Genomic DNA, 13,653 nt, shown 5'->3' with positions numbered 1-13,653 from the left:
AGAAACTTTTCCCAAGGATGGGATAGCCCTGCATATAATAAATGACTATGCCGTTAACCTATAACTATCTTCAATTAGTCCCTTAATTTCATCATCGGTAAGACTCCCTGGTATCTTTATCGTAATCCAATGCTCTTTATTCATATGATAAGCTGGATAAATATCATCCTTTAATCTCAATGAACCAATGAGCTCCGGTGGGGCTTTAAGGTTGACAATATTAACTATCTCTTCATTCTTATTTGGATCTAATTTACGAGATGAAATACGCATAATAACTGCAAACCATTTTGTATTGTTTTTTCGCCTAAAAACAAGATAATCAGGGTACTTTGCCCACGGACTATCAGGATCCACACCATAATTATTCTGAATATAATCAATCAATTCACTACGGTTCATTTGATCATCCCATTTCAATAATAAACTTCAGTAATATCACCTAACCTCATTATTGTATGCCGTCTCATCGACCTTGTAACTCTTCTTCTAAAACTTTATTAGGCCATAAGAGTCAAGCGATGACCGATAAATATCATGATGATCGTAGGAAAAATTGGCAGGTTTAAGCTATAAAATAACAATTGTTTTGTAGAAGAGTTTTGCAGAAGAATTTTTCTAGACAATAAAAGACGGGAACTATTAAGCTCCCGTTATTAATTACACCACGTAATAAATTACATGTGTGAAATCATTGCATCGCCGAATTCGCTACATTTCAGTAACTTAGCGCCTTCTAACTGACGTTCGAAATCGTAAGTTACAGTCTTAGCCGCGATTGCGCCTTCCATACCTTTAACGATTAAGTCAGCCGCTTCAGTCCAGCCCATGTGGCGTAACAGTATATTTCCAATAATGCTATATCATATTGATTTTAAATATATTTTATTTTTATTTTTGATGTATTTAAGTATTTCAACTATACATGTAACCTATTGATTTATATTGTAGTGATAGATAGTTTTGGGGAACGCCTTTTGCTCAATTAAGATTTGCAATTTGATAATTTACTGTATATAAATACTGTATATATAAACAGTAAAATAAGGTTGTATATATGCCGCGTATAGAGATCCTCTTTGATAAAGAATCAAAGCAAAAGCCTAACGATAGAACCCGTGATGCTCTGCAAGAGCAAATCGTAAAGAGAATTGGTGACCGATATGGCCCGTTGAGTTTGCGTGTCGCTATGAGTTCGTCACAGTCACTGACTATCAGTGGAACTAAAACAGATGACGAGAAAGAAGAGATAGGTCAAATTTTGGAAGAGATTTGGCAGGATGACTCATGGTTGCCGTCTTGAGTCGTTTGATGGGAAATCATTTATCAGAGCGTTATCCTTTTTGTCATCAATCTGATCTGATAATATTCAAATCAGTAATAACTTGCTCTGCAAATCTATTTTTTAGGAAAGGGATATTATAATGAAACTGAATAATTGCGATGTAAAAAGCTTAAAAGATGCGTTCGAAAAACTAACAGCTTTGACAAGTTATAAGCCGACTATGGGCGTTTTTGATATTTTTTCTAAGTTACCTGAAGTGTTGCACTCAGAAGAAGATGTGCTTTGCGTGTGTGGTGGAATTGTAAGTGCCAATATTTGGTTAATCATTCCTACAAATAGCAGAGTCATATTCTTACATAAGAAGACTGGCTTATTTAATCGTAAAATCGATTATTCTTCAGTTAATTATGAAGGGATAAATTCCATTGATTCATCATCAGGGTTGGGCGGCGGTAAGATTAAAATTAACACCCCCGGAACTATCTATGAAGTAGGGAAATTACAGAAAAACTCTGTTAAACCTCTTGTTGATATCATTTTATCTGAAAAAAATAAATCATCACAAAGTAAGCATCAAGATAACACACCAAGCAATAATGATGACTTATTATCAAAATTAGAGAAATTAGGTGAGTTGAAAGAAAAAGGCATTTTGACAGATGACGAATTTCAAGAGCAAAAAAGAAAGTTGCTCATGTAACACAACAGGATAGCCGCTTTTTACAACGGCTTTTTACTTTCAGATGACATCACTGTTTGATAGTATTAAATCAATAAAAACAGCTTATGACTTCCTTATGGTTTCTTGGACTGCAATTTTATTTGTGTGTAGCGGAAAAGGATGGTGCAGGGTGTAATGAGTCAGTATAAATTCAGTAATAGAGATTGCATCTATCTACACTAACTATAACAATCGGATATATAAATGATTTTTCCTGAAGATATTGTAAAAGAAAAAGTATCATTTTCCTTTGGAAATACCGATGATTACGAATCATCGAATGTTCTTAACATTGCATATGGCGCTGACGAGGAATTTTTGTTTGGAACAGGCGTATCTATTGCATCCATATTGTTGAAAAACAATGAGATAAAATGTAATTTCCATATTTTTACAGATAACTTAAGTTTAGAGCAAAATAAATTATTTTCTGATTTAGCTGAAAACTATGGCACTAATATATCTGTATACAGATTAAATACAGCCCCTTTAAAAAATCTACCAACCAATAAATTGTGGTCTAATGCTATTTATTTTAGGCTTATTATTGCCGACTTTTTCTTTGAAAAAGAAGACAAAGTACTTTATTTAGACTCTGATATTATCTGTAATGGGCGATTAAATGAGCTAAACGAACTGAATCTAGCTAGCTATGCGGGTGCAGCAATTACTGACCGAGATAGCAAGCTATGGGAAAAAAGAGCTAAAGAATTAGATTGCCCGAAGATAAGTGGTGGTTACTTTAACTCTGGTGTCATGCTAATCAATATCAAAAAGTGGCATAGTGATGATATAACTAGTAAAACCATAGGGTTATTATCAGATAAAGATGCTAAGTCTAAATTCTCATACTATGATCAAGATGCTTTAAATATAGCTCTCGCAGGAAAAGTGTTATTTCTTGATAAAAAATACAATACCCAGTTTAGTATTAACTATGAATTAAAAAAGAACACTATCAATCCGGTCACACAAGAAACTATTTTTATTCACTATATAGGTGCAACAAAACCATGGAATAGCTGGAGCAAATATCCAAGCACATCACCATTTATGAATGCAATGGAAAAATCACCATGGAAAAACGAAGCGATGATAAAGCCAAAATCATCAATGCAATATCGATATGCGTATAAGCACATGTTTAATCAAGGAAATAAATTAAAAGGAATTAAATATTTCATTTTATATTTGATGAGTAAATTAAAATAAATAAACATCTAGGGTACACATTAAACCCTAGATGTATTTTCCGTCGCCTCATGTTAACTAATTCGATACCACCCCATCAACATTATATAGGCGTTTGTTACTGTAATTGCACCACCACTGCCTTTATTTCCTGTAGTACCTGATACGGTGTGGCTATGCGCCCCAATTGCTACACTGTGTGAGTGATCTCCTGCAGCTCCAGATGACCTCCCCGTACCGGGCTGATAAGATATATGATTACTATCGCCATAAAATGAACGAACATCGGAAGCAATAGGATGGGTATGGCTTCCTGTAATATTGGTCGACTTTGTTCCATAATCAAAGCTGCTTGTAGTCGCTGAGAAGCTATGGTTGTGAGCAGGAATCTGTGATTCCGTTAATGTGACAGAGTCTGAGCCTCCTGTAGATAATACATTGTTACCACTCGCTGCCGCTAATCGAATGGTTCTATTTTCACCAATGTACTGCCATTTAGTACCAGGGAATAAGGTATTCGGGTTTTTGTTTTGAGCAAACCACACCACAATACCAATAGGGTAAATAGTATCCAGGTTAACTGCATTCTGTAATGCATCGGTAACGGCTTTTTGGCTCATCACGTTTGTTGTCGAGGTGCCCGTTGCCTGAACGACACTACTGGTATTGAGTTTAGTATTGAGGCCGTTATTAAGTGCTGCGTTTGTTGCATAATCACCAGAAGGCGCATAACTGCCTTTTGGCTGATATCGCCCATCCCCTTCTGCCTTGGTGTAACTTTCACCTTTTAATGCGTAGTTTCCAGCTGGCGCGTAATTACCCTTTGGCTGGAAATTGGTGTCAGATTCTTGCTTGGAATAGCTATATCCCGAAGGTAGATAGTTACCCAAAGGCTGAAAACGCTTATCCGATTCCGTCTTGTTATAAACATTGATATCGCCTGCGGTTAAATCTGCTTTTAATTCAATCCACTGAGCACCAGCAACCGGCTCTATTTCATTATTCTCAACTTTGGACTGCCACACTTTGTTTTTATGATAAACAATGGCTCGAATAGGATAAGGCTTGCCCTCTTCTGCCCATTTAGGAAAACCGTAATTTTGGATCTCACCCACCGCTTCAGTAATATCGTGAAATATGCCATTCATTTTTTCACGTTCGATATCTTTAGCGGCAGGGTCTGATACTTGGTCACGCTCATAGTCATATCCATAGCCTTGCGTGTAAGACACTGCGCCATCAGCTTGTACTTCGTTGGGAATAGAAGTTCGATCCCCTTGTGTTGCAAAGGGGATTTTAAAAATTTTAGTCATTGTTTTTATGCTCCGAAATTACTGCTCAGGAAGTTTTTGCGGAATTTTCCGTGACCGAAAGATTGTTTCGTCACAATACGATATTTGACGCCAACACCCGATGGGCGAGGCATGAGGTCGAAGTTTTCTAAAAGGAGTCTCAGGCGTTCATCAGGGTTGTAGTTGAAGACGTAGTACATGTAAGTCATGTCTAGCGGATCTAACACAAAGACTTTGCTGTCTTCTTGCCAGAAAAATCGACGCAGAAACTCATTAATATTGGTCACTGTGGGGCTTTGAGTGAGATTGAAGTAACGCATGCGGATAATCAGCCGCTTTTGCTCCACCGTCAGTGACAACGTGTAATCTGAGTTACGCCGAAAGTTAGCTTTAAAATTGGCTTTCTTTTTACCAAAACCAAACCCTACTTTCGTTTTATCGCTGGGCGGCACGTCAATCCCAAGAGGCACATCAAGGATGCGTGACCAGATGTTGAGCCCGAAATCATTCGCTGTATCGATGTTAAAAACATCGCGGTACCAGTTACGCCAAAACTGTACTGTCGACTTATCAAAGTAATCTGACTTGTATTTTGCTAGTGCCTTGAGGTTTTCAGCATCTTCATATTGCCAAAGTATCGCCTTTAATAAATCCGAATGAAAATCAAATAATTGCACTTGGCTCATACGATCACCACTTGTACAGCGCTGCCTTTTATACGAGCCACTTCATTCAGCTTTATCGTGAAGTTATCAGAGGACCACGCTTTACCATCTGTTGAAAGCTCCACGCGTGTAATAAACAGTCTTGGCTCTACAGTGTTAATACCGGCTGAAATTTCAAAAGGAGAAACATCACGCCCAACCACTAAACCACCGTCGCCCTCCACATCACCGTTAGCCCAAGACTCGACCGCTTTTGGAATGATAGTTTGTGCATCCACCGTGGCTTTTTTTACTGTCACCCGGCAAAACAACACGATTTCTTTTGCTCTATCAAATTTCACGGGGTACGTTTGACCGCTGATTTTCTCCAGTACTTCAACCTCTTCACTGCCGTTAAAGGCCGCGCCGAGTGTTTTAGTTCTCAGTAAGGATTGAGCAATCTGATTCTTATCTCCCCCTTCAACGCAAACGTAAACGCTATGTGGTACCAAAGTGATCCCATCAAAAATAATCGGTGTGTCGCCATAGTTCTCTCTATAAGCTAAAGAGCGTACCCCTTCCAGCTCATAGAGTGCCGACGTGATCGCCTCCCCAACACTCACGGTGTTTCTTGCCAATGTTTGCTTGCGTCTGCGTCTAGCATGTAAGTCAGATTCTTCAATCCGCCCTAATATCGCTGATGTTGGGTTACTCACTGTTTCCCAGCCAAGCACCGAACTCGCTACTTTATCAAGCTGTCCAACACCACACTCGATAGGACCAGTATCAATAGAGCGCATATCACCTGTAGTGGTGCCATCTTTGCCAAGAATTAATACCTTTGTCGTTTCAAAGATATCGCCGCCTCGCGTCGTTGCCTGTGATCCTTTGGGAATAATGGTACCGGCAACACCGCTAAACTTAACCTGCGTTAGAAATGAGTGTGTTGCATCAAAACGCTGTCCGCCCATCAACGCCCAGATTGCATCAAGAAAAATACCTCCTGCTAAATCAGGGTTAATTTGATTGGCTAATTCGGCATTGTTGCGAGCGACCGAGTCCCTGTTCTCGACTTCCATTGTGATCAGGGCACCCTGAGGGGTTTCAGGATTAACATCTAAGTCCTGACCAAATACGCTCCTATATTCGTTTTCGACATCATCACGTAATGTGCTTGTATCGGGAACGATAACCCCTTGTGAGGTAATAAATTGATAATCAGCCATTGAGTGTTATCTCCCCATAAATCGTTTGGATCACCGCAGTGTATTTCAGCGTGTTATCTGCTAATGAAGCCGAAAAAGACAATACAGATATCACGTCATCAAGCTCACGCATGCGATCACGAAACGCGGATTCAAACAGCGGAATATCAGCCTGTCGTCCAAATGTGGTTTTCCAATACGGAATACCCAAGTCCAACTTATGCAGCATTTCTCCGCGTAATGCTTTGGCATAATGTTCGCAGCGCTTTTCTGATGCCCGCTCACCACTCACAATCGACAAATTTCCATCATTGCCAAGGTGGATGTCGTTATTACCATTGACGTTAAATGTCTTCATATCGGTGTTCCCGTATTGCTATCACCACGTTGAATACCATCGTGTTTATGCGTGGAACCAATATCTTTCCCGTTATGTTTCATCGTGCCGCCATTTGAGTCACTGTTACCATTAATCTCATGATTACCATTGATAATCACATTGCCGTTAAACTCATTTTCTGGGGCATTAGAGATAAATTTTGGTGCATCTAAAACAGCCTTATCTTCATGCAATGATAAGCACACAGAACCATCCATGGATTGGATCACTAAAGCATCGGCATTTTTTCCATCAATCAGCCAGCCTTTGAGCGTATCGGGATAAAACATGGCATCACTGAAAGTGTGCAAACGAGCGGTATTGGGTTCATCTTCTAAGCCGCCACGCTGAAAAACTAAACTGACGTCTCGGTCGTTAGCTTTGAGCCAGCCGAAATCCCCCGGCTTAATCGGCATTCGAATAAAAAAACCACCGCCACCGAAACGAAAAACAGGGATATTCGGTACCGCAGCTCGCCCCATCTTTTGCCCCTCAGTAGAAACCATCATGACCAGCGGTTTGATAACGGCGCGATTGGTGTCGTCGTCATAACTCACCACCGTTGCCGGAAGCATGTCATCAATGTTCATCAGGAAATTACGAAATGCAGCTGAGAGCTGCCCTGCCAAGCTGCCTTCGCTAGCAATATCACTATTTGGTTGGTTCATAGACTAGACTCGTTTACATGTCGCTTGGTAAAAGAAAGGATCGTCGTGAGAAGCAATATCAAACTTCAACTGCTCAATAATGTAATCGCCGTTAAGTGCGGGATTAAACTTGCTCTCAAGGCGTAGCATGCCGCCGAGCGACGACTCCGCATCAATAAGATAAGTGACATCAACGCCTTTTTCGGTGGCTTTAGGGATGCCTACCATGCCTGATTTTTGGTTTAAAATACGTAGTCGACCCGATAATGCTTTATCCTGATCTTTGACATACAACACATCATCGTCAATAAACGCTTTGACCTTGCCAGCCTCTTGAAGTTTTTCGACTTGCTTAAGTGCAGACCCGCAAAAATACCAGTTGGCAATGTTCTTATCCGTGGCTTGAAAGTCGAGTTTCACATGACAATCTTGGGCGATATTCTTTGCAATATCACTCAGCTTGCTTATTGCCGAGCCGGATGTTGATACCATTTCTCGTGCGGTGGCATTGTTAGTTTTGGCTTTTAATGTCAGCGTGACATCCGGCGGGGATGCTATTTCAGCACTGACAATATCACCGACATAAATCCGAAACACTCCCGTACTGGCGCGACCGGCTTCAACGATTAACCGGTGCGGCGTTTTACTTTTTGCATATGGACTGGTTTCCGTTAACAGCATATTGCGCGTATCCGCATTTAAACCGTCAATGTTGACTGTACACTCATTCTGTAATGGGTTTGCATACTTAGTGCCATTGGCTTTTATTCGCAAGCCTTCATACCACTGCAGTCGCCCATTTACCTCAATACCGACTCTAATGCGGCGTAAATCAATCATCGTCACCCCACCAAACAAGATAGTGAGCCTTTCCGAACTGCTTCCACCACGGCAACTCGTCGTTGTCTGTGATGAATGCAAAATTGCCGGTACCGGATAAATAGCGATAGGGGATCAGTGGTTGATTGGGCATGACGCGGATACCTTGAATTAAAGTTACGTCATTACGTTTAATGTCGCAGCACATGACATTACGCGCCGCTTTTATCGTGAGTTCCCACTCATCATCGGCAAGGCTTACCCGCAATCGTTGGTTAGGGACTGCATTTAATGGGATCTCTTGCATTACCATCCCCCTAGTGTAAATTCGCCATCAGCAACCTTAGCGGCTGCCGATTTTTTCTTTTTCTCCGGCACTGTCGAAGTCTGAACCTTCCCGCGGTTCACAGTGCTAGATTGCTCTTTTTTCGCGACTTTACGTGGCGGCAAGTCACCATATTCCGGCTCGACCGTTCGCCACTCAGTGAAACGTAATGACAACTTAATCGCGTCTGACATTTCAGGAATTTCATCATGATAGAAATTCACTAACAACATAGGTTGATAGGTTTTAACGCGCGTTTGAATGCCGACTAATTGATGTTTGTCATACGCTTGCTGCATAAGCTCAAACGCATTTTTCATCTCGCCAGAGAGAATTAAGTCCATACCAATTTCAACCGGTTGAACAACGACATGATCGCTACGCGTCTCGCCTGATTCAACAGCAAACTGCGTCGCTTTATGCTCGTCACGGACATTGATTTGAATCGGGCTTGCGGTTTCAAATAACGTCGTAAAATTATCCACATTGAATATTTTAACTTCGGTGATCATTTGCTTACCCCCGAGCTAGTCTGGTGCCCTAAATCTTGCAACTGTAATTGAAGTGCATCTTTTGTACCGTTAGCCATGCCCTGCGCATCCGTCGCTTGTGTTTCAACCTTTATTTCACCAATTGAAAGATTGGTTTCGTTAGTCGTGCTGGACTGATTACTGATTGCTTGGCTAGTGACAGGATTCATCGGGTTAGTCGACATGCCCGTTATTTGTTGGTTAAGCCCTTTCACAAGCAAGGCGGTATCATCTTCAGATAACTTTGGCGTTTCAGGGATCGAGTGTTCGATTGTTCCATCTGCAGAGACTTTACGCTCAACCGTCTGAGTCACTTCCGCATCTTCAAAGCCAAACCAGCCTTTAACCGTACTCCAGCCGTTTTTAATGGCATCCAGTCCGTCATTGATCCAGCCAAGGTATTGCTGAATTTGAGTCCATAGCCATTTAAAAATATCCACAACAGTATTTGATACGGAGTCAAATACCCCCTCAAATTTCGCGCCCCACCCTTTCAAACCATCAATAAAGGCATTCAGCACAGTAACAAAATTCGAGACGCCTTCCATCATCAAGTTAAAGGCAGCGACAGCAACGTCTGCTACCACTTTTGCAACATCAATGATGAAGTTAAAGAAAATCTTAAACGACTCAAATAGCTGTAAAATGACGGCTTTCAACCCCGGGTATTCATCAAAAATACGGCCAATCATGGAATCGTTACCGTCGATAAAATTCATAATGTCGTCATAGACGAAAGCAAATGCAGCTGCTAACAATGCGATAACCGCAATAATTGCCAGTATGGGCCATGTTGCGGCTAGTGTTGCTGCGGCGGCAGATAACATTGGAGGGATATAATAAAGAGCGATGGCTGAACCGATGGCAATAAAGAACCCCGTTATTAGTCCTTTGTTATCACTGCAAAACTTAACAAAAGATTGCACCCACGATAGAACCGCTGTTAATGCTGGGAGTGCTGCATTCATAACGCTCATCATGACACTACTGAATACGGTTTTTAGACCACCTGTAACCTCTTTATACTTTTGAGATTGTAGGGCCAGCTCTTTGGTGACAACGCCATTTTCTTTTTGTTTTTTCGTTAACGCTTCGAGCTCTTGGCGACCCTTTAATATTGATTCAACAATTTTGTTGTCGGTGATCCCGACTTCTTTAATCCTAAATATCGCCTCCTCTTTGCTCATACCTTGAACCGCATCGGATAAGCGGTATAAGCCTTCCATCGCATTAATGGAGTCGCCTTTTACGTCTTTTAAGCTGATTTTTAAGCTTTTAAATACATCCGCTTTACCCGACGAGGTATCTTGTAACGCTTCACCAATGCTTTCAGACATATCCATGAGCGAGTCGCGCGCGCCTTGTGCATCCCCACCCATGGCTGTAATTACTTTTCCGAACGCATCTACGTCTTCAACTGGCAGATTCATCGCATCTGCAGACTGCGATAAGATATTCACTTCTTCAGCGGTAGATTGGATAAAAGAGGCCACACCGCCAATTGTTAAACCCAAACCCACCATGCCGGCCATTTTGACTAAAAAACCAGACAGTGACTGAGTGGCCCTTCCGTATTGTGTCGCGACGTTATCTGCAGATTTTGAGAGCTGATAGTTTTTATTGGCTAGTTTTTCGGCTTCATTCGCTGCCTTCCCCGTGACCATATTATGACCAGACAACGTACCCTCTGCACGCTGAATATTTGACTCAAGAACTTGAATACCATTAGCTAGCTTTTTATTACTTTCGGCAGATAACACATTTGATTGCTGCAGTGATTTTGCATAATCAAGATAGTGTTTCATCTCATCGAGATACGCGGACATTTCCTCCTTAGGCGCATCGAGATTAATATCCACTTTTGCACTATCCGCACCAGCTTGAAGCGAGGATGCAACTTGAGAAAGAAATCCAGTGAGTGAAGTGATCCCCCCTTTGGCATTCTCGCTTACCAGTTTCATGTCCGCGATAATGTCATCAGTAGAGCGCTGGACTTTCTCAAACGCACTGTCTGCTTGCTTTGTGTCAAACTCAAAAACCTGAACAAAGGTATCCATTAATGACATTATCTATCCTTTGAAGCCGCTAGGGCTTCGTTATAGCGATTGGTAATAGCGATTTCCCACAAGTCCATCGCCTCTTCTAAATCTATTGAGGTTTTGAGTTCTGTGAAGGTGGCGAGGCGTTCGCTGATGATGACGGCAAAGAAGCTATCAGCGTTTTTATAATCGACGGGAGTGAAGCGCTTACCTTGCTGAGCAGGAATTGGAGGAAACCTTGGCTCCCGTCTTTGCCGAAAAAACTGGTGTTATATTTCAACATCTCCAGCTCTAAGCGGATCAACGATTCACCGTCCGGGACATGGTTATCAATCAATGTTTGTGTTTTGAGTGGAATTTCATCCTCATCAACGACAACGCAGACATACGCCATCATTTTTAGCATCGCTTCTTTACTGACTTCGTAATCGCCAATTTTCGGTGCGTTAGACAGTGGATATTTAGCCAAAATCTCACGCCCGATAGTTGCCGGCAGTCGGCTAATGACAAATAGCTTTTCGTCACCATCAACGTCTTTGATAGCGACTTCTTTCGGTTTAATTAACATGATAGAAACCTATAAAAAGGCGGGAAAACCCGCCATTAAGAGAAGTGAATTAACGTGCGCGGGTGCTATCGAAATCTTGAAAAACAAAGGTGTATTGTTTTGATTTTAAGCGACCAGCAGATGCCGCTGAGTTGCCACGGCTACCATTGGTGATTTTGCCGTTACGTGCAGTAACCGTAGAACCATCCCCATAGGATGCCACCATCGTGATAATATCACCGGCATGACGACGCCCTTTTTTAGCCGTATTTGCCTCAAGCAAAATAGACAAATTTTGGTCTTCTTCACTACCGGCTAAAACGTTAATCGTCACCGTCTGTGGCGTCGGTGTTGACCAGCTCACCAAATTACCGTTAATGTCCATGCCAGTTTGTGCAATATCGACCGCAGGTAAATCTAAAGGGTCGGCATCATCAGCAAATGTAGTAATTAAAATCCCTGCAGGGAATGTTTTTGAAGCTTGGATAGTTAACCCCAAGCCCGTTGCAGAAAGATCGTTCATTATCGATTCCTTAGACTAAATTGTGTGAGCCTTCGACTTTACGAACCCAGTCACCCTTGCCGTAAATCAGCACATACTTCATGACGTACTCAGGCAAGCCACTCTCGCCAGTGCTATCGACTATTTGGGCGTTGTACCAATATCCCTTGTCCTGCACATCATGCCAAGCGAGGTCATCGCCAGATGCATCAGCAATCGCCAGTTTTTGAACCTCGGTGATTGCCTTGCCAGCTAAAATCGTACCGTTGGCCAGTGCTTTGGTTACAGCGCCAGCAATCACCATAAGTGCGCGAGCTTCGCCGTCTTTATTGGCCGGAACACCACGCGTAGCGAGTAACACACTAAACCATTGCTGAGCAATATAAGCTTTTAGCCATTGCTCGTTAGCATGAACACTCATATCCAGTGGATTAGACGAACCACCGCACAAGAAGCCCCGTTGATAGAAACGAATTTGAGAGCCTGCAATCGCGGTTTCACCGTAATAGTTCACGCGCAGCTTATCGAATCGGTCAGCCGCTTTGTCTGTGGTCACTTGCGCAGGGAACGTAACGCCTAATTGACGGAACATGTAGTTTGTCGTGGCATTCGTGCGGTCATAATCCGTCGCCGCCATAACGGCCATGGGTAAGGTTTGAATAAAATAGTTAGTATCCGTTTTGAGGTTTAACCCCACAGAAGCGGTTCCCATCAATGCTGCGCTAAAATCTTCAACCTGCTTTTCGCTCACGCTAATATGCAATTGGTATTTGACGTTTTCACCGGAAACATACTGCGCCAATGGCACGGCTTGCTCTAACGTCAATTCATCCAAGAATGTCGCACTACCAAATGAATCGGAAACCTGCTCTGCTACCATAAACGCTTCAAGTGGTGTTTGTGCGGGGTTACCTTCAGACGCAGTACCGGAAGACAGCCCCATGGCATTCGCCAGCACCGAATATTCAACACTAATGGATGCGCGCTCTTGCACACCGCCACTCAGCTCAAAGGCGCTATCGAGTGAATTAAATGTCAAATAGCTACTGGAGAATTGCGGCTCGCTCTCGGCGTTAAGTTTCGCTTGAATGGTGGACGCAATATCCGCATAGGATTTCGCTTCCGACAAATCAATGTCTTTGTAGCTTTTGGTGACAGTACCAATCGTGACCGAAAGCGTTCCATCCGCAATGATTTTTAAATCCGCTAATGCGGCGGCTTTTGTCCCAAATAGCGTAGGCGCTCGCCCCACAGGCTCATAAGAAGCAATTTGTAGCTCTTTCGGCTTGCTAACGGGTGCGGGGCTAACATAGCTAAAGTATTGTCGTGCAAAGTTAGCTTCGGGAGAATCAACACCTAACAAGTCATCGACCTGACCACTGGCGAACTCTAAAACTTTACCTGCGGGTATTTTGGGGTTAGTGGAAAATAATCGACCGGTTAATTTACGCATCGGAACTGCTGACGCGCCAATGACCGCCGATGCGATATCAACGTATCGAGTTTGTTTAATTGGCATAGTAAAAA

16 protein-coding genes and 1 pseudogene are annotated in these 13,653 nt (G+C 42.3%); 3 read left to right on the top strand and 14 right to left on the bottom strand.

Annotated elements, in window-relative coordinates:
* Nucleotides 1–45: 45 nt before the first annotated feature.
* Nucleotides 46–402 (bottom strand): MmcQ/YjbR family DNA-binding protein, encoded by a 357-nt coding sequence (locus G6Q48_RS04840; protein WP_166264752.1) that lies wholly within the window; start codon nucleotides 400–402, stop codon nucleotides 46–48.
* 275 nt (nucleotides 403–677) lie between these two features.
* A pseudogene (locus G6Q48_RS04835) lies at nucleotides 678–845 on the bottom strand (NADP-dependent isocitrate dehydrogenase); the annotation flags it as partial.
* A 212-nt stretch (nucleotides 846–1,057) separates the two neighbouring features.
* Between G6Q48_RS04835 and G6Q48_RS04830 the strand changes: the two are divergent.
* From G6Q48_RS04830 to G6Q48_RS04820, 3 genes are all read left to right on the top strand, one after another.
* A complete protein-coding gene (locus G6Q48_RS04830; protein WP_166264750.1) occupies nucleotides 1,058–1,303 on the top strand; it encodes a DinI-like family protein in 246 nt (81 codons plus the stop codon).
* Nucleotides 1,304–1,424: 121 nt separating this feature from the next.
* Nucleotides 1,425–1,985 (top strand): PH domain-containing protein, encoded by a 561-nt coding sequence (locus G6Q48_RS04825; protein ID WP_166264748.1) that lies wholly within the window; start codon nucleotides 1,425–1,427, stop codon nucleotides 1,983–1,985.
* A gap of 225 nt (nucleotides 1,986–2,210) precedes the next feature.
* Nucleotides 2,211–3,218 (top strand): glycosyltransferase, encoded by a 1,008-nt coding sequence (locus tag G6Q48_RS04820; RefSeq protein WP_166264746.1) that lies wholly within the window; start codon nucleotides 2,211–2,213, stop codon nucleotides 3,216–3,218.
* A 53-nt stretch (nucleotides 3,219–3,271) separates the two neighbouring features.
* Here the strand turns inward: G6Q48_RS04820 and G6Q48_RS04815 are convergent, their stop codons facing one another.
* The 12 genes from G6Q48_RS04815 to G6Q48_RS04760 all read right to left on the bottom strand — a co-directional run bounded on the left by G6Q48_RS04815 (nucleotide 3,272) and on the right by G6Q48_RS04760 (nucleotide 13,645).
* Complete coding sequence (locus G6Q48_RS04815) at nucleotides 3,272–4,510, bottom strand: phage baseplate protein (protein WP_166264744.1); 1,239 nt, start codon at nucleotides 4,508–4,510, stop codon at nucleotides 3,272–3,274.
* A gap of 5 nt (nucleotides 4,511–4,515) precedes the next feature.
* Nucleotides 4,516–5,175, bottom strand: a complete 660-nt coding sequence (locus G6Q48_RS04810) for a DUF2612 domain-containing protein (protein ID WP_166264742.1) — start codon at nucleotides 5,173–5,175, stop codon at nucleotides 4,516–4,518.
* The gene (locus G6Q48_RS04805; protein ID WP_166264740.1) at nucleotides 5,172–6,359 is read right to left on the bottom strand and encodes a baseplate J/gp47 family protein; all 1,188 of its coding nucleotides are present in this window, start codon (nucleotides 6,357–6,359) and stop codon (nucleotides 5,172–5,174) included. Before G6Q48_RS04805 ends, G6Q48_RS04810 begins: the two co-directional genes overlap by 4 nt.
* Entirely contained in the window at nucleotides 6,352–6,696 is a 345-nt protein-coding gene (locus G6Q48_RS04800) for a hypothetical protein (RefSeq protein ID WP_166264738.1), read from the bottom strand. Before G6Q48_RS04800 ends, G6Q48_RS04805 begins: the two co-directional genes overlap by 8 nt.
* Complete coding sequence (locus G6Q48_RS04795; protein WP_166264736.1) at nucleotides 6,693–7,385, bottom strand: Gp138 family membrane-puncturing spike protein; 693 nt, start codon at nucleotides 7,383–7,385, stop codon at nucleotides 6,693–6,695. The genes G6Q48_RS04800 and G6Q48_RS04795 overlap by 4 nt, the downstream gene beginning before the upstream one ends.
* A gap of 3 nt (nucleotides 7,386–7,388) precedes the next feature.
* Nucleotides 7,389–8,204, bottom strand: coding sequence for a baseplate hub protein (locus G6Q48_RS04790; protein ID WP_166265018.1), 816 nt, complete (start codon nucleotides 8,202–8,204; stop codon nucleotides 7,389–7,391).
* Nucleotides 8,197–8,490 (bottom strand): phage baseplate plug family protein, encoded by a 294-nt coding sequence (locus G6Q48_RS04785; RefSeq protein ID WP_166264734.1) that lies wholly within the window; start codon nucleotides 8,488–8,490, stop codon nucleotides 8,197–8,199. The genes G6Q48_RS04790 and G6Q48_RS04785 overlap by 8 nt, the downstream gene beginning before the upstream one ends.
* Nucleotides 8,490–9,020 carry a phage baseplate protein gene (locus G6Q48_RS04780; protein WP_166264732.1) on the bottom strand — a complete coding sequence of 177 codons (531 nt, stop codon included), beginning with the start codon at nucleotides 9,018–9,020 and terminating at the stop codon, nucleotides 8,490–8,492. Before G6Q48_RS04780 ends, G6Q48_RS04785 begins: the two co-directional genes overlap by 1 nt.
* Nucleotides 9,017–11,104, bottom strand: a complete 2,088-nt coding sequence (locus G6Q48_RS22760) for a hypothetical protein (RefSeq protein ID WP_242685781.1) — start codon at nucleotides 11,102–11,104, stop codon at nucleotides 9,017–9,019. Before G6Q48_RS22760 ends, G6Q48_RS04780 begins: the two co-directional genes overlap by 4 nt.
* 82 nt (nucleotides 11,105–11,186) lie before the next feature.
* On the bottom strand, nucleotides 11,187–11,645 hold the full coding sequence (locus tag G6Q48_RS04770) for a hypothetical protein (RefSeq protein ID WP_166264731.1): 459 nt from the start codon (nucleotides 11,643–11,645) through the stop codon (nucleotides 11,187–11,189).
* A gap of 49 nt (nucleotides 11,646–11,694) precedes the next feature.
* Entirely contained in the window at nucleotides 11,695–12,147 is a 453-nt protein-coding gene (locus G6Q48_RS04765; RefSeq protein ID WP_166264730.1) for a phage tail fiber protein, read from the bottom strand.
* 10 nt (nucleotides 12,148–12,157) lie between these two features.
* On the bottom strand, nucleotides 12,158–13,645 hold the full coding sequence (locus G6Q48_RS04760; RefSeq protein WP_166264729.1) for a DUF3383 domain-containing protein: 1,488 nt from the start codon (nucleotides 13,643–13,645) through the stop codon (nucleotides 12,158–12,160).
* Nucleotides 13,646–13,653: the final 8 nt, after the last annotated feature.

The organism is Providencia sp. M-27, from assembly GCF_011077905.1.
Classification (GTDB): Bacteria; Pseudomonadota; Gammaproteobacteria; order Enterobacterales; family Enterobacteriaceae; genus Providencia; species Providencia huaxiensis.
This window is presented reverse-complemented; position numbering and strand designations above follow the sequence as displayed.

What these genes read in the sequence shown, in the direction of transcription:
- G6Q48_RS04840 (WP_166264752.1), bottom strand. Translation starts at nt 402, where the DNA reads ATGAACCGTAGTGAATTGATTGATTATATTCAGAATAATTATGGTGTG.
- G6Q48_RS04830 (WP_166264750.1), top strand. Translation starts at nt 1,058, where the DNA reads ATGCCGCGTATAGAGATCCTCTTTGATAAAGAATCAAAGCAAAAGCCT.
- G6Q48_RS04825 (WP_166264748.1), top strand. Translation starts at nt 1,425, where the DNA reads ATGAAACTGAATAATTGCGATGTAAAAAGCTTAAAAGATGCGTTCGAA.
- G6Q48_RS04820 (WP_166264746.1), top strand. Translation starts at nt 2,211, where the DNA reads ATGATTTTTCCTGAAGATATTGTAAAAGAAAAAGTATCATTTTCCTTT.
- G6Q48_RS04815 (WP_166264744.1), bottom strand. Translation starts at nt 4,510, where the DNA reads ATGACTAAAATTTTTAAAATCCCCTTTGCAACACAAGGGGATCGAACT.
- G6Q48_RS04810 (WP_166264742.1), bottom strand. Translation starts at nt 5,175, where the DNA reads ATGAGCCAAGTGCAATTATTTGATTTTCATTCGGATTTATTAAAGGCG.
- G6Q48_RS04805 (WP_166264740.1), bottom strand. Translation starts at nt 6,359, where the DNA reads ATGGCTGATTATCAATTTATTACCTCACAAGGGGTTATCGTTCCCGAT.
- G6Q48_RS04800 (WP_166264738.1), bottom strand. Translation starts at nt 6,696, where the DNA reads ATGAAGACATTTAACGTCAATGGTAATAACGACATCCACCTTGGCAAT.
- G6Q48_RS04795 (WP_166264736.1), bottom strand. Translation starts at nt 7,385, where the DNA reads ATGAACCAACCAAATAGTGATATTGCTAGCGAAGGCAGCTTGGCAGGG.
- G6Q48_RS04790 (WP_166265018.1), bottom strand. Translation starts at nt 8,204, where the DNA reads ATGATTGATTTACGCCGCATTAGAGTCGGTATTGAGGTAAATGGGCGA.
- G6Q48_RS04785 (WP_166264734.1), bottom strand. Translation starts at nt 8,490, where the DNA reads ATGCAAGAGATCCCATTAAATGCAGTCCCTAACCAACGATTGCGGGTA.
- G6Q48_RS04780 (WP_166264732.1), bottom strand. Translation starts at nt 9,020, where the DNA reads ATGATCACCGAAGTTAAAATATTCAATGTGGATAATTTTACGACGTTA.
- G6Q48_RS22760 (WP_242685781.1), bottom strand. Translation starts at nt 11,104, where the DNA reads ATGTCATTAATGGATACCTTTGTTCAGGTTTTTGAGTTTGACACAAAG.
- G6Q48_RS04770 (WP_166264731.1), bottom strand. Translation starts at nt 11,645, where the DNA reads ATGTTAATTAAACCGAAAGAAGTCGCTATCAAAGACGTTGATGGTGAC.
- G6Q48_RS04765 (WP_166264730.1), bottom strand. Translation starts at nt 12,147, where the DNA reads ATGAACGATCTTTCTGCAACGGGCTTGGGGTTAACTATCCAAGCTTCA.
- G6Q48_RS04760 (WP_166264729.1), bottom strand. Translation starts at nt 13,645, where the DNA reads ATGCCAATTAAACAAACTCGATACGTTGATATCGCATCGGCGGTCATT.